This window comes from Actinoplanes sp. NPDC051861, from assembly GCF_040681145.1.
In the GTDB taxonomy this organism is placed as follows: Bacteria; Actinomycetota; Actinomycetes; order Mycobacteriales; family Micromonosporaceae; genus Actinoplanes.
In genome coordinates this window covers 70713-91580 of record NZ_JBFAYE010000011.1, presented here as the reverse complement: position 1 = coordinate 91580, position 20868 = coordinate 70713, and the positions used below count along the sequence as shown (strand labels likewise).

The 20868-nt window shown below is 69.8% G+C and carries 17 protein-coding genes and 1 tRNA gene; 7 read left to right on the top strand and 11 right to left on the bottom strand.

Annotation, left to right across the window (positions count from 1 at the left end; genetic code table 11):
- Positions 1–9: 9 nt before the first annotated feature.
- Genes AB0M02_RS26675 through AB0M02_RS26655 form a run of 5 tightly spaced genes read right to left on the bottom strand, consistent with a single transcriptional unit; the run spans position 10 to position 6902 of the window.
- Positions 10–2988, bottom strand: a complete 2979-nt coding sequence (locus AB0M02_RS26675; RefSeq protein ID WP_364231262.1) for a hypothetical protein — start codon at positions 2986–2988, stop codon at positions 10–12.
- A 19-nt stretch (positions 2989–3007) separates the two neighbouring features.
- Positions 3008–3823 (bottom strand): ABC transporter permease, encoded by an 816-nt coding sequence (locus AB0M02_RS26670; RefSeq protein ID WP_364231259.1) that lies wholly within the window; start codon positions 3821–3823, stop codon positions 3008–3010.
- Entirely contained in the window at positions 3820–4677 is an 858-nt protein-coding gene (locus AB0M02_RS26665) for an ABC transporter permease (RefSeq protein ID WP_364231256.1), read from the bottom strand. The genes AB0M02_RS26670 and AB0M02_RS26665 overlap by 4 nt, the downstream gene beginning before the upstream one ends.
- Before the next feature lies 1 nt (position 4678).
- Positions 4679–5860 carry an ABC transporter substrate-binding protein gene (locus tag AB0M02_RS26660; RefSeq protein WP_364231253.1) on the bottom strand — a complete coding sequence of 394 codons (1182 nt, stop codon included), beginning with the start codon at positions 5858–5860 and terminating at the stop codon, positions 4679–4681.
- 19 nt (positions 5861–5879) lie between these two features.
- Positions 5880–6902 carry an ABC transporter ATP-binding protein gene (locus tag AB0M02_RS26655; RefSeq protein WP_364231251.1) on the bottom strand — a complete coding sequence of 341 codons (1023 nt, stop codon included), beginning with the start codon at positions 6900–6902 and terminating at the stop codon, positions 5880–5882.
- An 84-nt stretch (positions 6903–6986) separates the two neighbouring features.
- On the opposite strand from AB0M02_RS26655, the gene AB0M02_RS26650 reads away from it, so the two are divergent.
- Genes AB0M02_RS26650 through AB0M02_RS26640 form a run of 3 tightly spaced genes read left to right on the top strand, consistent with a single transcriptional unit; the run spans position 6987 to position 9669 of the window.
- Positions 6987–7715 (top strand): GntR family transcriptional regulator, encoded by a 729-nt coding sequence (locus tag AB0M02_RS26650; protein WP_364231249.1) that lies wholly within the window; start codon positions 6987–6989, stop codon positions 7713–7715.
- A gap of 32 nt (positions 7716–7747) precedes the next feature.
- Positions 7748–8482 carry a cache domain-containing protein gene (locus tag AB0M02_RS26645; RefSeq protein WP_364231246.1) on the top strand — a complete coding sequence of 245 codons (735 nt, stop codon included), beginning with the start codon at positions 7748–7750 and terminating at the stop codon, positions 8480–8482.
- A complete protein-coding gene (locus AB0M02_RS26640; RefSeq protein ID WP_364231244.1) occupies positions 8437–9669 on the top strand; it encodes an MFS transporter in 1233 nt (410 codons plus the stop codon). The genes AB0M02_RS26645 and AB0M02_RS26640 overlap by 46 nt, the downstream gene beginning before the upstream one ends.
- Here AB0M02_RS26640 and AB0M02_RS26635 read toward each other — a convergent pair.
- On the bottom strand, positions 9637–10590 hold the full coding sequence (locus AB0M02_RS26635; protein ID WP_364231242.1) for a nitronate monooxygenase: 954 nt from the start codon (positions 10588–10590) through the stop codon (positions 9637–9639). The genes AB0M02_RS26640 and AB0M02_RS26635 overlap by 33 nt on opposite strands.
- A gap of 58 nt (positions 10591–10648) precedes the next feature.
- Between AB0M02_RS26635 and fdh the strand changes: the two genes are divergently transcribed.
- From fdh to nrfD, 3 genes are read left to right on the top strand one after another with little or no spacing between them, the layout of a single operon-like run.
- On the top strand, positions 10649–13825 hold the full coding sequence (fdh, locus tag AB0M02_RS26630; protein WP_364231240.1) for a formate dehydrogenase: 3177 nt from the start codon (positions 10649–10651) through the stop codon (positions 13823–13825).
- Positions 13815–14651 (top strand): 4Fe-4S dicluster domain-containing protein, encoded by an 837-nt coding sequence (locus AB0M02_RS26625; RefSeq protein ID WP_364231238.1) that lies wholly within the window; start codon positions 13815–13817, stop codon positions 14649–14651. Before fdh ends, AB0M02_RS26625 begins: the two co-directional genes overlap by 11 nt.
- Positions 14648–15613: an NrfD/PsrC family molybdoenzyme membrane anchor subunit gene (gene nrfD, locus AB0M02_RS26620; RefSeq protein WP_364231236.1), complete on the top strand. Its 966-nt coding sequence runs from the start codon at positions 14648–14650 to the stop codon at positions 15611–15613. The genes AB0M02_RS26625 and nrfD overlap by 4 nt, the downstream gene beginning before the upstream one ends.
- Here the strand turns inward: nrfD and selD are convergent.
- The 5 genes from selD to AB0M02_RS26595 form a co-directional block, all read right to left on the bottom strand.
- Positions 15553–16554 carry a selenide, water dikinase SelD gene (selD, locus tag AB0M02_RS26615; protein WP_364231640.1) on the bottom strand — a complete coding sequence of 334 codons (1002 nt, stop codon included), beginning with the start codon at positions 16552–16554 and terminating at the stop codon, positions 15553–15555. The genes nrfD and selD overlap by 61 nt on opposite strands.
- Positions 16555–17617: 1063 nt before the next feature.
- The gene (locus tag AB0M02_RS26610; protein ID WP_364231233.1) at positions 17618–18493 is read right to left on the bottom strand and encodes a fructosamine kinase family protein; all 876 of its coding nucleotides are present in this window, start codon (positions 18491–18493) and stop codon (positions 17618–17620) included.
- Entirely contained in the window at positions 18490–19737 is a 1248-nt protein-coding gene (locus AB0M02_RS26605) for an RNA polymerase sigma factor (protein WP_364231230.1), read from the bottom strand. Before AB0M02_RS26605 ends, AB0M02_RS26610 begins: the two co-directional genes overlap by 4 nt.
- Complete coding sequence (locus tag AB0M02_RS26600; RefSeq protein WP_364231227.1) at positions 19734–20105, bottom strand: YciI family protein; 372 nt, start codon at positions 20103–20105, stop codon at positions 19734–19736. Before AB0M02_RS26600 ends, AB0M02_RS26605 begins: the two co-directional genes overlap by 4 nt.
- Before the next feature lie 12 nt (positions 20106–20117).
- Positions 20118–20681 (bottom strand): DUF998 domain-containing protein, encoded by a 564-nt coding sequence (locus AB0M02_RS26595; RefSeq protein WP_364231225.1) that lies wholly within the window; start codon positions 20679–20681, stop codon positions 20118–20120.
- Positions 20682–20767: 86 nt separating this feature from the next.
- Here AB0M02_RS26595 and AB0M02_RS26590 point away from each other — a divergent pair.
- Positions 20768–20860: transfer RNA gene (locus AB0M02_RS26590), tRNA-Sec, on the top strand.
- The last annotated feature ends 8 nt before the right edge of the window (positions 20861–20868 follow it).

Below are 20868 nucleotides of genomic sequence, written 5' to 3'. Positions count from 1 at the left end.
CCACATTAGTCAGCTCACGCGCGGCCCCGCGCCGGCCGCTCTGGTCATCGAGTGATCCGGGCCGTAGTAGTCGGTGAAGATGCGGAAGGCGTGCTCCAGCAGTGACTTCGCGCGAGCGGGGTCGGTGTCGCTGATCGCGTGGGCGAGTTCGGCGGCGTATTCGGCCCAGCGTGGGGTGTGGTCGCCGAAGCAGACGGTGGCGATCTCCAGAGCCTCTTCGAGCAGGGCGGCCGGAGTCACGGCGGTCTTGGCTTTCGCGGCGTGCCGGGCCGCGTTGCAGAGGTGCTCGGCGACTCCGGGGTAGAGGCGACCGTGGACCTTCTCCTCCATGGTCGCCGCGGTCAGTTCCAGCTCGGTGGCGGCCAGGTGGTCGCCGGTCATTTCCGCACGCAGTGTCGCTGCCCGGCTCAGGAGGCGGGGATCGCGGCAACCGCGCTCGACACTGTGTTGCTCGAAGGACTGCGTCGCGAGAAGGTCTTCCGCCTTGCGCACGAACTCCAGTGACTGTGGGCGGTCCGGTGACGCCATGTCGAGGTAGCTGGAAGCGAGCATGCTCATACCGAACCCCGCCGGCTCGCCGTCGCGCAGGGACCGGGCGCGTTCGAAGGCTGCGACGGCGGCTTTCCAGTCGACGTCCGCGAGCGCACGCGCCTCCTTGAGCAGGGCGTACTCGAGCGAGGCAGGGCTCTTGCCCTCCTCGGCGAGCCGTTGGGCCCGCGCCACCCGGGCACGGACGCGGGGGGCGATCGTCTTCGCGTCGTACAGCCGGAAGGCGTAGGTGGCGAGCTTCCAGTTCGCGGGGTTCTTCAGCTTCCGGATGTAGTCCCACAGAACGAAACGGCGTGTGAGCCTGTGCGGGAACCGCCCCGTGGCCTCGGCGAACCTCGCCGTCTCCAGCAGCTCGTCGAGTTTGGCGACCTCCTCCCTGTGTTCCAGGCGGGAATGGCCGGTCCGCAGGTCGGCGAGCGAGTAGAAGCCGTGGATCCAGGCCCCGTCGCCGATCTCGTGACGGAGGACGCCCTCCCAGTCATCGATGCCGGTTTCCACGTACCTGATGTACTCGGGCCAGTCGCGTTGCAGCTCAAGGCAGGCGGTGAAAACCCGGTCGCCGGTGTACGTCGGCCCGCCGAGGCCCTCGGACGAGTCGTCGGGATCCCGCATGAGCCACGGCTCGGCGAAGCTTCGCGCGTCGGTGACGCGGCCGAACTTGAGCAGTGCGTAAGCCACGTGGGATCGTCGCTCCCACAGGGTGCCGTCGGCCTCCGCCGAGGCGACCGCGTCGCGATATTCGAGCAGGGCCTCGTCCACGCGCCGCAGGTGCCCGATGACACCCGCGTGCAGAACCCGGGCGGAGGCGATCCGGAGCCGGTCGGTGCCCAGCATCGGGATGGCGAGTTCGATGAGGCCGGCCGCCTCGGCCAGATCGTCCTCGGGAAAGCCGAACTCGACCCACCAGACGGTCGATCTCGCCAGCGTGCTGGCCAGTTCCATGAGCATTTCCGCCTCGGCCACGGAACCGCCGGGCTCGCCGGCCCGTTGCAGCGCGAGGGCGCGCCGGATCGGCGCGGTGTCCAGATCCCCCTCCGGGTAGGAGCCCCAGCTGCGGTGTTCGACCTGGTGGACCTTCAGGAGGGCGGCGACGACGTCGTCATCGGTGAACGATCGTCCGCTCTCCGCGAGCCTGAGCGCCTGTCGTGCCGCCCCCGCGACGGAACCGTCGCCGGCCGGTAGCGCTGCTCCTCGCTCGGCCAGGGAGAGGAGCAGGGCCGCGGTCTCTCGTTCGCAATGACGCTCGGCTATGTCCAGCAACCGCTTGAGGTGCTCGGCGGTACGGCTGACACGGTGCTCGTACCGGTGCCCGGCCCAGGAGTCCACCTCACCGGTCAGCATCAGCACGGCGGTTCGGGCCGCGGTCGCGACGTCGTCCTCGCTCGCGGCGCTGCGGACGACCTCTTGGACCACCCGGTGCACGGCGTGTGCCAGCGACCATCGCGCCGGCGTCACCAGCGAGTATCGCTTGAGTGCGGCCAGCGCCCGCGCCATCACCAACGGGTCCGACAGCGGATCGCCGGGCGGAAGGTGCTTCAGCAGTGAGGTCTCCACGCCGTCCGCGTCGAGCAGGGCCAGCAGAAGGAGCAGACGGCCCGATTCGCCCTCCACGGCCTCCGCCGCGGACCTGGCCATGAGGATGACGTCGGCCACCGAGTGGCTGTAGTCCGGCAGGGGCGCCGCCGAGGAGACAGCGTCGACGAACCGGGATCGCAGCAGCTCCTCGTAACGCTCCAGCGACATTCCGGCCCGAAGTTGTGCGGCCGCCTGCCGCAGTGCCAGCGGAAGGCAACCGAACATCTTCGCGATTCGCTCGGCGGTCTGATCCCCGGTGTGTCCGGACAGCAGCGTGGCCGCCGCCTCCGGGCTGAGCGGACCGAGATTCGTCACGGACGCCCACGCCGGCCAGTCCTGGTGCCGTGTCGTGATCAGCACGTTCCCGGCGCCGCGCGTCGGCAACATCCCGCGCAGCGACTCCGGCGACTCGACGTTGTCGTAGATCAGGAGCCAGTCAGCCGGTCCGTCCGGTGAGGACAGGCGTGTCAGCGCCTCGGCGCCCGACGGCTTGTCGAGGCCGATTGCCCGGCCCAGTTCCCGCAGTGACGTCTCCATCGTCGAACGGTGCTCGGCCTCGATCCACCAGACGATCCGGAACCGGTCGGCGACGGCATGGGCCAGGTGGGCCGCCAGCTGCGTCTTTCCGATGCCGCCGAGCCCGGCGATCGTCTGGTTGACGACCGCCCGCGAGCCCGTCGTCAACGTCTCGGCGAGGGCGGCCATCTCGGCGTCCCGGCCGACGAACTCGGGGTCGACCGGGAAAGGGACGCGGAAGACGCGGTCCGGCAACTCACCGGAAAAGTAGTAATTCGTCTGGACATTGTGGGAACCGATCATCACTCCGTCGGCGTCGTTCACCGAGATCGGGACGGCATCCTCCACAGACCAACAGTAATGGCGGTCACGTCCGGCTGGTGCCCGCCGATGGACCGGCCAGGCGCTGCGCCAGCCACACCGGGATCACCGACAGGATGATGAGAACGGCGGCCACCACGTTCACGATCGGCGCCTGGTTGGGGCGGAAGAGATTGTTGAAGATCCAGATGGGCAGGGTCGTGATGCCCGGGCCGGCGGTGAACGTCGTGACGATGATTTCGTCGAAGGAGAGGGCGAAGGCCAGCAAACCGCCCGCCAGCAGCGCCGACCGGATCATCGGGAACGTGATGTAGCGGAATGTCTGCCACGGCGACGCCCCCAGATCCGCCGACGCGTCCTCCAGATTGGTGCCCGTACGGCGCAGGCGGGCCAGCACGTTGTTGTAGACGGTGACCACGCAGAACGTCGCGTGGCCGACGATCACCGAGAACAGGCCTTTGCCGATGCCCAGGTCGCCCATGACCGAGCGCCACGCGCTGTCCAGCGCGATGCCCGTGACGATGCCGGGCAGGGCGATCGGCAGGACGATCAGCAGCGATACGGTGTCCCGGCCGAAGAACGCGAACCGCTGCACCGCGAACGCCACCATCGTGCCCAGGATCAGGGCGATGGCCGTGGCGCCGAGTGCCGCCTGGATCGACGTGATCAGGGCCTGGCGGGCGCCCTCGTTGGCCCACGCCGCGGCCCACCAGCGGGTGGTCATGTCGTGCGGTGGCCAGGCGAACGTGCGGTCGCCGTTGAACGAGTTGACCAGCACGAGCAGCAGCGGGACGTAGATGAAGACCAGGCCGATCCCCATCGCGATGCGCAGGGCCCAGCGGGCGGCGGGGGACAGGGTCACAGCTCCTCCAGGGCGCCGGAGCGGCGGACCGCGATCAGGTAGATGACCATGATGAGTACGGGAACCGTCGCGATCGCCGCGGCGAACGGGAGGTTGTTCGCGGCGCCGATGTTGGCGTACACGACGTTGCCGAGCAGCTGGGTCTTGCCGCCGACGATCTGGACGGTGATGTAGTCGCCCAGCGACAGCGAGAACGTGAAGATCGAGCCGGCGAAGATGGACGGCACCAGGATCGGCATGATGACGGCGCGGAAGGTGCGCCCGGCGCGGGCGCCGAGGTCGGCTGAAGCTTCGAGGAGCGAGTCCGGGAGTCGTTCCAGGCCGGCGTAGATCGGCAGGATCATGTACGGCAACCAGAGGTACGCCAGCACCAGGATCGTCGCGAACAGCCCGTATCCGGGACCGTTGCCGGGGCCGCCGAGCAGGGTGTCGATCGGGCCGCCGTTGGCGAGCAGGATGCGCCACGCGTACGCCTTGACGAGGTAGCTCGCCCACAGTGGCGTGAGGATCGCGATGACCAGCCAGTGCCGCGAGCGAGCCGAGGCGACCTTGGCCATGAAGAACGCCATCGGCAGGGCCAGCACGACGCAGATGACGGTGACCGCCGCCGCCACCCCGAGGCTTCGCAGGGTGACGGCGCGGTACACCTCCTCGGTGACGATGGTCCGGAAGTTCGCGAGGGAGAACTCCCGGACCGTCTCACCGGTGAACCCGTTCACGGTCCAGAACGCTGACACCAGCAGCACGGCGAGCGCGCCGAGATAGGCCACGACCAGCCAGAGCAGCGGGGCGGAGAGCAGGCCGGCCAGGCGCAGTCGCGGATGCCGGTGCAGGTAGGAACCGAGAGTTGTCACATCATCCCTTGACGGTGGTCCAGGCCTGGGTCCAGGCCGCATAGTCCTTGCAGGTCACGTCGGTACGCCCGTCGACGCACTGCGCGAGCGGGGTGGTCCAGTACCAGACCTGGTCGAAGTAGGCCTCGTCCTCGGCGTGGAAGGTGGTGCAGTGGTTCGGGTCCGTGGTCTCGGCGCAGGACAGCTTGTTCGACGGCGCCTCACCGAACCACTCGGCGACACCGGCGTTGGCCTTCGGCGAGATGATGTGGTTCATCCACAGGTACGCGCAGTTGACGTGCTTGGCCTTCGACGACACCATCCACGTGTCCGACCATCCGGTCGCGCCCTCCGACGGCAGGATCGCCTCGACCGGCGCCTTGTCGGCCTTGGCGAGGTTCGCGATGACCTGCCAGGTGGTGCCGAGCACCGAGTTGCCGGCCTTGAACGCCTGCACCTCCTTGGTGTAGTCGGACCAGTACTCGCCGATCAGCTCGTTCTGCTGCTTGAGCAGGTCGACCGACGCCTGGAACTGGGTGTCGTCCAGCGCGTACGGGTTCTTGATGTTCAGTTCCGGCTTGGTCTTCATGAGATAGAGAGCCGCGTCCGCGATGTAGATCGGCGAGTCGTACGCCGTGATCTTCCCCTTGTACGGCGAGGCCGGGTCGAACACCGCTCCCCACGAGGTCGGCGCCGGGTTGACCGTGTCCGTCCGGTACATCAGCAGGTTCGCGCCGCGCCCGTGCGGGGCGCCGTAGGCGACACCGTCCACCGAGTTCCAGGTCTTGTTCTTCAGGCCCTCGAAGACGTCCTTGTAGTTGGAGAGCAGGTCGGTGTTGACCGGCGCGACGTCCCCGCCGTAGATCAGCCGCAGCGACGCGTCACCGGAGGCCGACACCACGTCGTACTCGCCGGTCTTCATCAGCGCGACCATCTCGTCCGACGTACCGGCGATCTTGTTGTTGACCTGGCAGCCGGTTTCCTTCTCGAACCCGGTGACCCAGTCGACCGACTTGTCGGTGGAGCCGTCCTCGACGTACCCGGCCCATGACACCACGTTGACCGACCCCTCGCCGGCGCCGAGCGACGCCAGCTTGTCGATCTTCGGAACCGAGAGGCCGCCGGGGCCGGAGCCGGAGCTCTCGCTGTCCCCGCCGCCGCCGCAACCGGCGAGCGTGAGCACGCCCGCCGCGAGCGCTGCCATGATTATCCTGCTGCCGCTGTTACGCATGAGCGGTCTCCTTGTCAGGGGTGGGAATCTCGACGACGTGCTCGTCGTGCCAGCTCAGGTGGACCCGGTGGGCACGGGCGACGAGCGGTGCGCCACTGTGGCGGTTCTGCGCGACGACCACCACGCGGTTGCCCGCGTCGAGGTCGACGACGTATCGGGTGACCGGACCGGCGTAGATCACTTCGGCAACGGTGCCGGGCACACCCGTCTCGCCGATCTCGATCTTCTCGGGGCGCACCGAGAAGGTGCCCTCCCGATCGAAGACCGTTCTGGCGACTTCCCCCGTGAAGACGTTGGACGTTCCGACGAAGCCGGCCACGAACGAACTGGCCGGGTTCTCGTAGACCTCCTCCGGCGTGCCGACCTGGGCGATCCGGCCGGCTTCGAAGACCGCGACCCGGTCGCTCATGGTGAGCGCCTCGTCCTGGTCGTGGGTGACGAAGACGAACGTGATGCCGACCTCGCGCTGGATCGCCTTGAGCTCGACCTGCATCTGCTCGCGGAGTTTGAGATCGAGGGCTCCGAGAGGCTCGTCGAGCAGCAGCACCTTGGGCCGGTTCACCAGTGCACGGGCCAGGGCCACGCGCTGCCGCTGTCCACCGGACATCTCGGACGGTTTCCGATTTTCAAAACCTTCCAGACGTACGGAGGAAAGCGCCGCCAACGCCCGCTCGCGCCGCTGTTTGCGCGCGACCTTGCGGACCTTCAGCCCGTACTCGACGTTCTCCAGCACCGACAGGTGCGGGAAGAGCGCGTAGTCCTGGAAGACCGTGTTGACGTCGCGCTCGAACGGGGCCAGCCGGGTCACGTCCCGCCCGCCGAGCTCGACGGTCCCGGCGGTGGGCAGCTCGAACCCGGCGATCATCCGCAGCACGGTGGTCTTGCCGGAGCCGGACGGGCCCAGCATCGAGAAGAACTCGCCGTCGGCGATGTCCAGGTCGACGCCGTCGACAGCGTTCACGGCACCGAACGATTTACGGAGCCCGGCGAGCCGGATGGCGGGAGAGTCGGTCACGGCGAAAACGTATGGCGTTAGACTTTAAAGGTCAAGGTCGCCCGGTAACCGCTTCGTTAACAGCTCTGGGGAAGAATCAAGGTCATGCCGGACCGAGCCAGCGCCCGATCCGTGGTGTTCGCACCACTCGACCCGCACAGCCGAGCCGAGACCGTGGTCCGGCGGCTCACCGACGCGATCACCTTCGGGCTGCTCACCGACGCCGAGCAACTGCCCAGCGAGGCCGACCTGGCGGCGCAGTTCGGGGTCTCCCGGGTCACCGTCCGGGAAGCCCTCGTCGCGCTGCGCCACCAGAACCTCCTGGAGACCCGGCGCGGGCGTGGCGGCGGCAGCTTCGTGCGGGCGCCCGCCGGGCAGGCCGACTCCTCGCTGCGCGACCGGCTGTCCGAGATCAGTCTGCCGAACCTGCGGGACACCGCCGACCACTACACGGCGATCGCCGGCGCCGCCGCCCGGCTGGCCGCGCAGCGCGCCACCGCCGACGACGCCCAGCGCATCGAGGAGCTCACCGGCGACCGCGGCCGCCCGCTGCACCGGGTGGAGCGCGACTTCCACCTGGAGGTCGCGGCGGTCGCCCAGTCGGCCCGGCTGGCCCGCGAAGAATTACGATTCGGCACCGAGCTCGGGACCCTGCTCTGGTCGCCGCTGGTGCGTTCCGCAGCCGTGACCTGCGACGCCTACGCTGAGCACCGGGCCATCACCGCGGCCATCGCGGCCGGCGACGGTGACACCGCCCGCACGCTCACCGAAGAACACATTGAGAAGGCCGTCGAACGGCTGGTAAACCTGCATCTGACGCTGGTCGACCCGTGACCACGCATGTCGTACGAGCCGAGGTGGGTCCTGTGGGACAGACGACAACCCGGAGGGCGGCCGGCACCGCGCTGGCCGACCACGTCACCACACTCGCGGAGCAGACGTTCGCCACCGCAGACGGGTTGCGCGCGGCGGCGGAAGAGCTCTTTTCCGGCGTACCCGAAAATGCTCTTGATCTTGCAGCCCTGCGCCCTCTGGTGTCCGCCGCTCTCGGCGGCCTGATCACCGGAGCCGGAGTGATCACCACGCCGCTGGCCGACGGCATCGGCGCCCTGGAGTGGTGGATGGTGACCGGGCCCGGCGAGCGCTCCCGCCTCGACCTCGACCTCGACCCGGCCAGCGAGAACTTCGTCGACGTCGCCCGGCAGGCCTGGTTCTCGGCGCCGCGCGACACCGGCCGGCGGCACGTGACCGGCCCCTACGTCGACTACGTCTGCGCCGAGCAGTACACCCTGACCTTCACCGTTCCGCTCACCCGCCGCGGAGCGTTCGCGGGCATCGCCGGCGCGGACGTCTTCGTCGGCGACTTCGAGCGCGCCCTGCGGCCCGTGCTGCGCGGCGCGGGCGGGCCGGTCGCGCTGGTCAACATGCAGGGCCGGATCGTCGCGGGCAGCACCGCCCACCACATCACCGGCTCGCTGATCAGGGAACCGCACATCCGGGCCGCGCTGGCCGACGGCGTCGCGCGGACCCTCACCGACGGCGTCACCCTGGTGCCGTGCCCGAACCTGCCCCTTGCCGTGCTGACCTGGCCGACCGGCTGATGGGTGGCCGCGCCGTCGTGGTGCTCGGTGCCATGGCGCTCTCCACCTTCCTGTACGTCACCGCCGAGACCCTCCCGATCGGCCTGCTCCCGCTGATGGCCGAGGACCTCGGGCGCAGCCCCTCCGCCATCGGGCTGCTCGTGACCGTCTACGGCCTGATCGTCGTCGTCGCCTCGATCCCGCTCACCAAGGTCACCCAGCGGGTCCCGCGCAAGCTGGTGCTGTCCATCCTCATGGTCGTCTTCGTGGTCTCCACCGCCACGTCCGCCCTGGTCGACGACTACTGGCTGCTCATGGGAGCCCGGGTGGTCACCGCGCTGACGCAGGCGCTGTTCTGGTCGGTGGTCACCCCGGCGACCGCGGCACTCTTCGAGCCGCGGCTCCGGCCACGTGCGCTTTCCATTCTGTACGCGGGAAGCTCGCTCTCCGCAGTCATCGGCGTACCGGCCGGCACCTGGCTCGGCCAGCAGACCAACTGGCGTGTCGCCTTCCTCGCGGTCGCCGGACTCGGCCTGGTCGTACTCCTGGCGATCGTCGTGCTCCTCCCGAACACCCCCGCCGGCGAGAGCGACGCCGACCGAGGCTGGGCTCCGGACACCGGCCGCTACTGGGCACTGCTCGCCTACATCACGTTCACGGTCACCGGGTCGTTGTGTGCCTTCACGTACATCGTCCCGTTCCTCACCGACGTCAGCGGCTTCACCGACAGTGCCACCGGCCCGCTGCTCGCCGTCCGCGGCATCGGCGGCCTGCTCGGCGTCGCGGTGATCGGCGCCCTGGTCGGCCGCAACGGCTGGCTCAGCATGACCGGCATGGTCGGCCTGCAGTTGCTCGCGCTCAGCCTGCAGTGGCTCTTCGGCTCCTCCCAGGTCGTCACCGTCATCGCCATCACGCTCTCCGGCCTGGCCCTCTCCGGCGTCGCGTCCGGCCTGGGCGTCCGCGTCCTGGAGGTCGCACCGCGCGGCTCCGACATGGCCCTGGCCGGCGCCTCCACCGCCTTCAACGTCGGCATCACGACCGGCGCCCTGCTCGGCGGCATCCTGCTTCCGGGCTCCGGGGTACGCAGCACCGCCCTGGCCGGCGCCGCCCTGACCCTGCTGGCCTTCGCTGTAGCGCTCCTGGAGCCCCGCCTGTCCACCCGCCACCCGTCCCGGTCACCGGCCGCCGAGCGCCTCCCGCGTCTCTGAGACCAGGCGGCCGACCAGTTCCCCGGCGCTCGGCACGTCGCTGATCAGGTCGACGCCCTCGCCGGCCCACACCGGCAGCGCGGGGATCGCGCCGCGGGCGACGTCGTCCTGATACTCCCGCCTCGCCGACTCGTCGGCGGCCAGTTCCTCCTCGCGGCCGCGCCAGCGGTCCAGCCAGGGATGGCCGAGTGTGCGGGCCGAATACGCCGCCGGCCAGTTCGAGCCCCGGGCGATGTCCAGGATCCGGTTGCGCTCGGTCTCCTCGCTGCGGCCGCCGACGATGGCCCGGACGGTCGCGGCGTCCGCCAGCGATTCGGTGGTGGCCAGGAAACGAGTGCCGATCAGGGCCCCGGCCGCACCGAGGGCGAGCGCGGCCGCCACACCGCGCCCGTCCGCGATGCCACCTGCGGCCAGGACCGGCGCCGGCTTGGCGAGATCGACCACCACGGGTACGAACGACAGCACCGACCTGCCGTGCAGCGCACCGTGACCACCCGCCTCGGTGCCCTGAGCCACGATCACGTCCGCGCCCACGTCGACGGCCCGCCGCGCCTCCTCCAGCCCGGTCACCTGGACGATCAGGGTGGCGCCGGCCGCGCGCACCCGCTCGGCGAACCCGCCCGGATCCCCGAACGAGAACATCACCGCGCGGGCCCCGGCGTCGAGCACCCGCTGAACCGCGTCACCACCGGCCGCCCACGACAGAAAGCCGGCGCCCCAGGGCCGGTCGGTCCCGGCGGCGACGATCGGCAGCTCCCGGTCCAGCCACTCCCGGTCGCCGTACCCGGCGCCGAGCAGTCCCAGCCCGCCCGCGCCCGAGACGGCCGCCGCGAGCGCCCCGCCGGCGGACCCGCCCATCGGTGCCAGAGCGATCGGGTGGCGCAGGCCGAGCAGCCGGGTGAAAGACGTCGACAGGTTCATGCTCATCCATGTTGGCTGACGGCATGCGGGGGCGGGTGTGCGGGTCTAGGGTCGGGCCATGGGCGTGCGCACCTGGATCGAGGGGTGGCCGGTCTACCGGCAGCTCACCGGCACCGACCCGCTGGGCCGGGGCGCGGCGGCGCAGTCGGAGCGCTCGCGCGAGCTGACCGCGCGGACCGGCGGCGCGGACTCGGTGGCGCGCTCGGTCTGCCCGTACTGTGCGGTGGGCTGCGGGCAGCGGATCTTCGTGAAGGACGGCGAGGTCGTCCAGATCGAGGGCGACCCGGACAGCCCGGTCTCGAAGGGGCGGCTCTGCCCGAAGGGCTCGGCCAGCAAGAGCCTGGTGACCAGCCCGCGCCGGGTCCGCACCGTGCTCTACCGCAGGCCCTACGCGGCCGACTGGGAAGAGCTCGACCTGGACACGGCGATGGACATGATCGCCGACCGGGTGATCGCCGCCCGGGAACAGACCTGGGAGGACGCCGACGAGCAGGGGCGGCCGCTGAACCGTACGCTCGGCATCTCCAGCCTCGGCGGCGCGACGCTGGACAACGAAGAGAACTACCTGATCAAGAAGTTGTTCACCGCGCTGGGTGCCATCCAGATCGAGAACCAGGCGCGCATTTGACACTCCGCCACCGTTCCCGGTCTGGGGACCAGCTTCGGCCGTGGCGGGGCCACCGGATTCCTCCAGGATCTGGCAAACGCCGACTGCATCGTCATCCAGGGCTCCAACATGGCCGAGGCGCACCCGGTGGGCTTCCAGTACGTGGTGGAGGCCAAGAACCGCGGCGCGAAGATCATCCATGTGGACCCGCGGTTCACCCGGACCAGCGCGCTCGCGCACACCCATGTGCCGGTGCGGGCCGGAGCGGACATCGCGTTCCTGGGCGGGGTGGTCAACCACATCCTCAGCAACGAGAAGGACTTCCGGGAGTACGTGGTCGCGTACACCAACGCGTCCATGATCGTCAGCGAGGAGTTCCGGGACACCGAGGACCTCGACGGGCTGTTCTCCGGCTTCGACCCCTCGACCGCCTCCTATGACCAGGCCAGCTGGATGTACGCGGGAGCCGAGGACGAGGCGAAGCAGCCGGCCTCGACCGAGACCGCGGAGCCGATGCGGCACGAGTCGCACGGCCCACCGGTGCCCGCCGGCGTGCCGCGTGACCTGACGCTGCGGCACCCCCGCTGCGTGTATCAGATCCTCAGGCGCCACTACGCCCGCTACACACCCGAGGTGGTGGAACGGGTCTGCGGCGTGCCGCGCGACCAGTTCCTCGAAGTGTGCGAGGCGTGGACGGCGAACTCGGGACGGGAGCGGACCACGGCGCTGGTCTACTCGGTCGGGTGGACCCAGCACAGCGTGGGCGTGCAGTACATCCGCACCGGCGCGATCATCCAGCTGCTGCTGGGGAACATGGGCCGGCCCGGCGGCGGTGTGATGGCGCTGCGCGGGCACGCGAGCATCCAGGGTTCGACGGACATCCCGACCCTGTTCAACCTGCTGCCCGGCTATCTGCCGATGCCGCATCACCGGCAGCACGAGACCTTCCGGCAGTGGGTGGACGCCATCCGGCATCCCGAGCAGAAGGGCTTCTGGGCCAACGCCGAGGCGTACGCGGTGAGCCTGCTCAAGGCGTACTGGGGTGACGCGGCCACCGCGGACAACGACTGGGGATTCGGGTGGCTGCCCCGGCTGACCGGCGACCACGGGACGTACCAGCAGGTGCTCGACATGATCGACGGGAAGGTGAAGGGCTACTTCCTGCTCGGTCAGAACCCGGCCGTCGGCTCGGCGCACGGCAAGGCGCAGCGGCTCGGCATGGCCAACCTCGACTGGCTCGTCGTCCGGGACCTGTTCATGATCGAGAGCGCGACGTTCTGGAAGGACGGCCCCGAGGTCGAGAGCGGCGAGATCGTGCCGTCGCAGTGCCGTACCGAAGTCTTCTTCCTGCCCGCCGCTTCGCACGCCGAGAAAGAGGGCACGTTCACCCAGACCCAGCGGATGCTGCAGTGGCGCGAGAAAGCCCTCGACCCGCCGGGTGACTGCCGCTCCGAGCTGTGGTTCTTCCAGCATCTCGGCCGCCGCATCCGGGCGAAGCTGGCCGGCTCCCGTCTCGCCCGCGATCAGGGCATCCTGCAGTTGACCTGGGACTATCCGGACGACGACGGCGAGGTCATTCTTAAAGAGATCAATGGGTACGACCTGAGCACAGGTCAACTCCTGCCCGGATTCGCCGGTCTCAGGGCCGACGGGTCGACGAGCTGTGGCTGCTGGATCTACTCCGGCGTGTTCAAGGACGGGGTCAACCAGGCGGCGCGCCGCAAACCCGGCCGTGAGCAGGACTGGGTGGCGCGTGAGTGGGGCTGGGCCTGGCCGATGGACCGGCGCACGCTGTACAACCGCGCGTCGGCGGACCCGGACGGGCGGCCGTGGTCGGAGCGGAAGAAGTACGTCTGGTGGGATCCCGGGGCGGGGGAGTGGACCGGATACGACGTGCCCGACTTCGAGAAGACCAAGCCACCGTCGTACCGGCCGCCGGACGGCGCGAGCGGGGTCGCGGCGATCTCCGGCGACGACCCGTTCATCATGCAGGGAGATGGAAAGGGCTGGCTCTACGCTCCCAGCGGATTGATCGACGGTCCGCTGCCCACGCACTACGAGCCGGCCGAGTCGACGGTGCGCAACCCGCTTTACGGCCAGCAGGCCAATCCGGCCCGCAAAGTGTACGAGCGCCCCGACAACCCGGTGAACCCGATCTCGCGCGTCTATCCGTTCGTCTTCACCACCAGCCGGCTCACCGAGCATCACACCGCCGGTGGCATGAGCCGCCAGCTGGCGTACCTCTCGGAACTGCAGCCTGAGATGTTCGTCGAGGTCTCCCCGCAGCTGGCCGGGGAACGCGGCCTGGAACACCTCGGGTGGGCGCACATCGTCACGGCGCGCGCGGCGATCGAGGCCCGGGTCATGGTGACGTCGCGGCTGCGGCCGCTGCGGATCGAGGGACAGCTCGTGCACCAGATCTGGATGCCGTATCACTGGGGCAACCAGGGTCTGGTGACCGGTGACTCGGCGAACGATCTGCTCGGCATCACGCTCGACCCCAACGTGCTCATCCAGGAGAGCAAGGTGGGCACCTGCGACATCCAGCCGGGCCGCCGGCCGACCGGCCCGGCCCTGCTGGAGTACGTCGCGGCATACCGCAGACGAGCGGAGGAACATGGGCGCTGACAGCCTCTTCGGGCCGCTCGATCCGGCACCGGACGCCGGGTGGACCGCGGCGCCGCCACGGATGGGCTTCTTCACCGACACCAGCGTCTGCATCGGGTGCAAGGCGTGCGAGGTGGCCTGCAAGGAGTGGAACGCGGTTCCCGACGACGGATTCAACCTGTTGGGTACGTCGTACGACAACACCGGCGGGCTGAGCGCCAACTCGTGGCGGCACGTGGCGTTCATCGAGCAGGACGTGCTCACCCAGACCGGCCGGCCGGACATCAACTGGCTGATGATGTCCAACGTCTGCAAGCACTGCACCCACGCGGGCTGTCTGGACGTGTGCCCGACCGGCGCGCTGTTCCGTACCGAGTTCGGCACGGTCGTGGTGCAGGAGGACGTCTGCAACGGGTGTGGTTACTGCATACCGGCGTGCCCGTACGGCGTGATCGACCAGCGCGAGGACGACGGCCGGGCGTGGAAGTGCACGATGTGCTACGACCGGATGGGCGACGGGATGACACCGGCGTGCGCGCAGGCCTGCCCCACCCAGTCGATCCAGTACGGCGAACTCGACGAGCTGCGGACGCGAGCCGATGCCCGGGTGGCCGCCCTGCACGCCGACGGTGACTCGCGGGCCCGGCTCTACGGTCACGACCCGCAGGACGGTGTGGGGGGAGACGGAGCGTTCTTTCTCCTCCTGGACGAGCCTGAGGTGTACGGGTTGCCGCCCGACCCGGTGGTGGCCACTCGCGACCTGCCGGCGATGTGGAGACGGGCCGGGGTGGCCGGACTCGCGATGGCCGCCGCGGTCGTGGTCTCGTTCCTGGGAGGGCGCGCATGAGTCCCCGCGACCGATCTGTGGTCCCTGCGGCTGACTTCCGCTCCTACTACGGCCGTCCCGTCGTCCGGCCGCCGGTCTGGCGGCATGACATCGCCGCGTACCTGTTCACCGGCGGCCTCGCGGCCGGCTCCGCGATGCTGGCAGCCGGCGGCGACGCGACGGGTCGCCCCGCTCTGCGCCGCGCCGGCCGTTTGACAGCGCTGGGTGCTCTGGGCGCCAGCACCTACTTCCTGATCAACGATCTCGGGCGCCCGGACCGGTTCCATCACATGCTGCGGGTGGCCAAGCCGACGTCACCGATGTCGATGGGTACCTGGATCCTGAGCGCCTTCGGCGGCGCGGCCGGTGTGGCGGCTGCCGCGGAGATCGGCCCAGCCGTCCTGTCACCTCTGGGCAGAGCCGGTCAGTACGGCGCGGCGGCCCTCGCCCCGGCCCTCGCCACGTACACCGCCGTCCTTCTCGCTGACACCGCCACGCCGAGCTGGAATGTCGCCTATCCGGAACTCCCGCTGGTCTTCGCCGGCAGCGCCCTGGCCAGCGGCGCCGGCGTGGGTCTGCTGGCGGCACCGGTGCGCGAGGCCGGCCCGGCCCGGCGGATGGCGGTCCTCGGGGCGGCCCTCGAGCTGTACGGCGCACACCGCGTCGAGACGACGAAGGGCCTCCTCAGCGAGCCCTACACGACCGGCCGCGCGGGCAGACTGCTCCGCGCGGGCCGGGCTCTGACCGCGGCCGGTGTCCTCGGAGCGGTCCTGGGGCGCCGCAGCAGAGCGGTGTCGGCGGCCTCCGGGCTGTCCCTGCTGGCGGCCTCACTCGCCACCCGCTTCGGGATCTTCGAGGGCGGCGTCGCCTCGGCGAAGGACCCGAAGTACACGGTGATCCCGCAAAAAGAACGCCTCCTCGCTCAGCGAACCACCACTGTCACACCGTCGCGCGGAGGCAGCAGCTCACCGATCACCGGGTGACCGGGCACCTCACCCGCCACCAGCAGCCCACCGGACGTCTGGGCGTCGGCCAGCAGCAGCAACTCGTCCTCCGGCACGGCGCCATGGTCGAGATGCGGGCGGACCCAGTCCAGGTTGCGGCGGGTGCCGCCACTCACGTACCCCTCGGAAAGAGCCTGTCTGGCACCTTCCAGATAGGGCACCGCGGACGCCTCCACCCGTGCTGTGACGCCGCTGGCCCGCGCCAATTTGTGCAGGTGACCGAGCAGCCCGAAGCCGGTGACATCGGTGGCACAAACGGCGCCGTGCTCCAGCGCGGACCGGGCGGCCTCCCTGTTGAGCGCGGTCATCGCCGCCACGGCCTGCGGAAACACCTCGCCGGTAGCCTTGTGCCGGCTGTTCAGCACCCCGACACCGAGCGGCTTGGTCAGCGTGAGGGGCACGCCCACCCGCCCCGCGTCGTTGCGCATCAGGCGTGCCGGATCGGCCACACCGGTGACCGCCATGCCGTACTTGGGCTCCGGATCATCCACACTGTGCCCACCCGCCATGTGACAGCCGGCCTCCCGCGCGACATCCAGCCCACCGCGAAGCACCTCACCGGCCAACTCCATCGGCAGCACATCACGCGGCCACCCCAGCAGGTTGACAGCGACGACCGGCGTACCCCCCATCGCGTAGACATCGGAGAGCGCATTCGCGGCAGCGATCCGCCCCCAGTCGTAGGCATCGTCAACAACCGGCGTGAAGAAGTCAGCCGTGGCCACAATCGCGGTCCCAGCGGCAATCAGAACCACCGCGGCATCATCACCGTCATCCAGCCCGACCAGCAGTTCCCCACCAGCCCGCGCCGTGTCCCCACCAACCAGCCCCGCAACCACCGACTCCAACTCACCGGGCGGAATCTTGCAGGCACACCCCCCACCATGCGCGTACTGAGTAAGCCGAACCCCCTCCACCACCGTCACACAGGCACTCTCCCACGCCCCCACCCCCTCCGCACCACATGCCGTTTCATAAACCGCCGGCGCCGGAGCATCCCGACCACAAAACGCACCCCAAATCCCGAAAGCGAACAACGGTCCCGCGCCCTTGTCAACCTCGACCACAACACGGTTACCACATCGCACCAGGCCACAAAAGAATTCCTCGAGCGCCACCGCGACCACAATCCCGCAATGCCCACCCGAATTCGAGAAATCCCCACCCCAAGCCGCCCCGATAATCGCGGGCGGAGCCGCCAGTGGCGCTGCGAGCGTGCAGGCCCGCCGGGCTGGCAGGGTCGCTTGAGCTGGCCGGGTTGTCTGGGCTGGCAGGGTCGCTTGGGCTGGCCGGGTTGTCTGAGCTGGCCGGGTTGCCTGGGTCGGCGGAATCGGCCACGCTGCGCCAACCGGCCGATCGGCGGCTTCGGGCTAGGCGACACTCCAGCCGCAGCCGCAGCCGCAGCCGCAGCCGCAGCCGCAGCCGCAGCCGCAGCCGCAGCCGCAGCCGCAGCCGCAGCCGCAGGCGCTGCCTGCGGCGCTGCCTGCGGCGCTGCCGCTCGTGGCGCTGCTTCTCCCGGTCGTGGTGCTGCCCCTGCCGCCTGCGCTGCTGCCCCTGCCGCCTGCGCCGTTGCCCTTGCCGCCTGCGCCGTTGCCGCTGTCGCCTGCGCCGCTTCCGCTCGTGGCGCTGGCTGCGGCGCTGCTTGCGGTGCCGGCCCTGGCGCTACCTCCGGCCCTGGCCGCGCGGGACACGCCCTCGAAGCCGCCCGCGACTCGCCCTGCCGGAGACGCCGAAGCTTCTCGGCATGACGGCGCCTCAGCCCCCACTCGCGGTGCCGCTCATGCTCACGACGGAATTCCTCCGCAGCGGGAGAATACTTCCGCGACCTGGTCCGATCGCGCATCCCCGCAATTTCCGTCCGGCTGAACAGCGACCCCTGCCTCATGCATGAATTCTTCCCCACCCCATCCGTCAAATGTCAGTGTTGGATCATGCCAATCACAATTCCGGAGGCGTGTGAAGAATGGTGAGACAATCCTAGGATCAGGATGACCTCCGGAATGGGGCGAGAGTCGCGCGGATCTGCTCTGCCGCGCCCCAGTCATGGTCGAACTGGGCCACCACAGCGAGATGCTGCCGCAACTGGACGATCGGCATCCGCTCCCGCCAGCCGTCGTCGAGCGACGTCAGCTCGGCGTAGAGGGCGAAGAACCGTGACGCCTCCGGTGGGGGCGAGGTCGACCACATGTGGGCCAGATCGACCTCGGCCCACATGTAGGACACCGCCGGGTCGATCAGCGCCGGCCGGCCGTCCGGGGTGGCCAGCAGGTTCTGTGTCCACAGGTCGCCGTGGCTCAGGCACGCCGGCCGGTCCGGCAGCAGGTCGGGCAGGTGCCGGCACAGGCGTTCGAGCGCCGCCCGGTCGCCGGCGTCGAGTGCCGCCTCGACGCGAGGTTCCCCGAGCCACCGCAGCAACCGGTGCTCCGCGAAGAACGCGAAACCGTCCTCGGTCCACGTGTTGACCTGCCGGCGACGGCCCAGCCAGTTGTCGCGGTGCCAGCCGAAGCGCGGGTGGGTCGTAGTCAGGTGCAGCCGTGCCAGGACATGCGCGAACTGCTCCCAGAAGTTCTCACTGCTCGGGCGTGGACGGAGTACCGACAGGACGAGCAGCTCGCGCTCCGCCCGGATCACGTCCGGTGTCGCCACCCCGCCGAGCTCCCGCAGAGCCGTCAGCCCGTCGGCCTCCGCGGCGAAGAGGTCGTCGTCGGGTGTCTCGGCGAAGGCCTTGACGAAGACCGGCGGGGCGTCCCGGCGGGTTGCGATCCCCGCGAGCGCGGCCATCCCACCGGTCACCGGCTCGACCGATACAGCGTCGTGAAGTCCCGCCCGATGCAGACGATCGAGGAGAAGGGTCGTCAAGAAGATCCTCCCAGCCCGGCGGCCCGGTCCTCGAAGAGCCGGCGTTCCGCCTCGTTGCGCGTCAACTCCGCGGCCCGGGTGAACTCCGCCCGCGCCTCCGCCACCCGCCCCAGCTGAGCGAGCAGTTCACCCCGAACCGCGGGCAACTGCGGATAATCGCGCAGTGACCGTTCCGCTGCGAGCCCGTCCGTGATCGACAGTCCACGGCCCGGATCACCCGCCTTGCCGACCGCGACCGCCTGGTTCAGTCGCACCACCGGTGACGGCTGCAGGTAGGCGAGTACCTCATAGAGCGCCGCGACCCGCCTCCAGTCCGTCGACGGAGCCGTGTGGCAGGCCGCGATCTCCGCTTGGAGCGTGTACACGCCGCCGCCCAGATCCGAGGCACGCGCCAGCGCATCGAGCCCGTGCCGGATCAGCAGCCGGTCCCAGAGCCGCCGATCCTGATCAGCGAGCAGAACCGGCCGGCCCGACGGCGAGACCCGCGCCGGCAGACGGGACGCCTGCAGCTCCATCAGGGCTACCAGGCCGTGCACCTCCGCCGTGTCCGGCAGCAGCCCGGCCAGGACCCGTCCGAGCCGCATCGCCTCCCGGCAGAGCGCGGGTTGGGTCCAGTCGGTGCCGCCTGTGGCCGCGTACCCTTCATTGAAAATCAGATAGATGACCCCGAGCACCGTGCCGACGCGCGAGCTGGTCTCCGCCGGTGTCGGCATCGTGAAGCGGACCCCGGCGTCGGCAAGGGTCCGCTTCGCCCGCACGATGCGCTGCGCCGCGGTGCTCTCCGGGATGAGGAAGGCCCGCGCGATCTCGGCGGTGCTCAGGCCGCCCAGCAGCCGCAGCGTCAGCGCCACCTTCGCCTCGGTCGACAGCACCGGGTGCGCGGCCGTGAAGATGAGCCGCAGGAGATCGTCGCCGATGTGGTCGTCGAGGTCGTACTCGTCGTAGACCCGGTCGGGCACGCCGAGGACCGCCAGCTTCTCGGCGTAGCGGGTGCGGCGCCGGATCAGGTCGACGGCCCGGTGCTTGGCGGTGGCCCGCAGCCACGGACCCGGATCGCGCGGGACACCGTCACGCGGCCACTGCTCCAGCGCGATCACGAATGTGTCCTGAGCGAGTTCCTCGGCCACCCCGACGTCCTGGACGAGCCGGGCGAGACTCGCGACGAGCCTCGCCGACTCGATCCGCCACACCGCGTCGAGGACCCGGCGCACGGCCTCGGGCGAAGGTGAGGGTGACGTGGTCACAGGGCGGCCGGGAAGTCTTCCGGCCCGAAGAGCTTCAGCACGTCGACCTCACCCTCCCACTCCGGCCAGAGATCCTGGTGCACCTTGAGGAAACGGGAGGCCCACTCGACGGCCTCCTCCTTGGACCGTACGTCGTAGATCGCGTAACTGATCACCTCCTTGGACTCGGCGAACGGGCCGTCGACGGCGCTGAGCTCACCGCCGGTCAGCGTGACCCGGGCACCGCTCGCGCTCGGAGCGAGCCCGGACGTGTCGAGCAGGCTGCCGGAGTTCGTGGCCTCCTCGCCGAGCGCCATGATCGCGGCCATCAGCTCGGGCGGGGGCGGTGTCGTCGACTGCTTGGCGCGCAGCAGGGTCAGGTATCGCATGGCTGGTCTCCTTCAGCGGTAGTGGTTGCAGGTCACGGTCAGCCAGGTGGACGCGAGGACCACCGCGGCGGTGAAGCCGAGCAGACCCCAGGCGGCGCCGCCGGAAGCGGCCATCGCGACGAACGCGATCAAGAAAACTACCCCGGTGACGTACGAGAAGAGGCCGAGACGGCGCCCCATGAGCAGGCACGCGCCGATCAGTCCGAGGAAGCCGATCCCGCCGAGCACGAAATGCATGGTGCCGTGCGCGCTGATCGGGACGACCTCCGGCGTGCCTTCCGGGAAGCCTCGGCCCGGGTCGGCGGCGAAGAAGCCGGAGCCGATCATGCCGAGGCCGTACATCGAGAGCAGTATCCCGATCCAGCGGCTGCCGGTGGCGCGGGCCAGGCCGACGGCGCCCGCCACGACCAGCAGACCCGAGATCACCAGGTTCGCGGAGTGGATCCACCCGTAATCACCGTTGGCGAGCTGGCTCCAGGCGTGCCGGGTCGGGTCGAACCCGTCCCGGAAGAGGATCTCGAGCAGCGACACCGTCACGTAGAACGGTCCAGCGATCATGCCGGCGATGAGCAACATTGTTGCCTCCTTTCGCGTGTTGCTCGAACGAGAGATGCGCGTTTCGACATCGGCGGCGAGATTTTTTCTCGGTTAACGTGATCGGCGGAGGCGTTCAGGCAGCTGGTGCTCCTCGCGGTCTTCAACACCGACGTGACCCGGTATCCGGGTCAGGCGGGTTCGATTCCCGTCCGCCTCCGTTCACCCT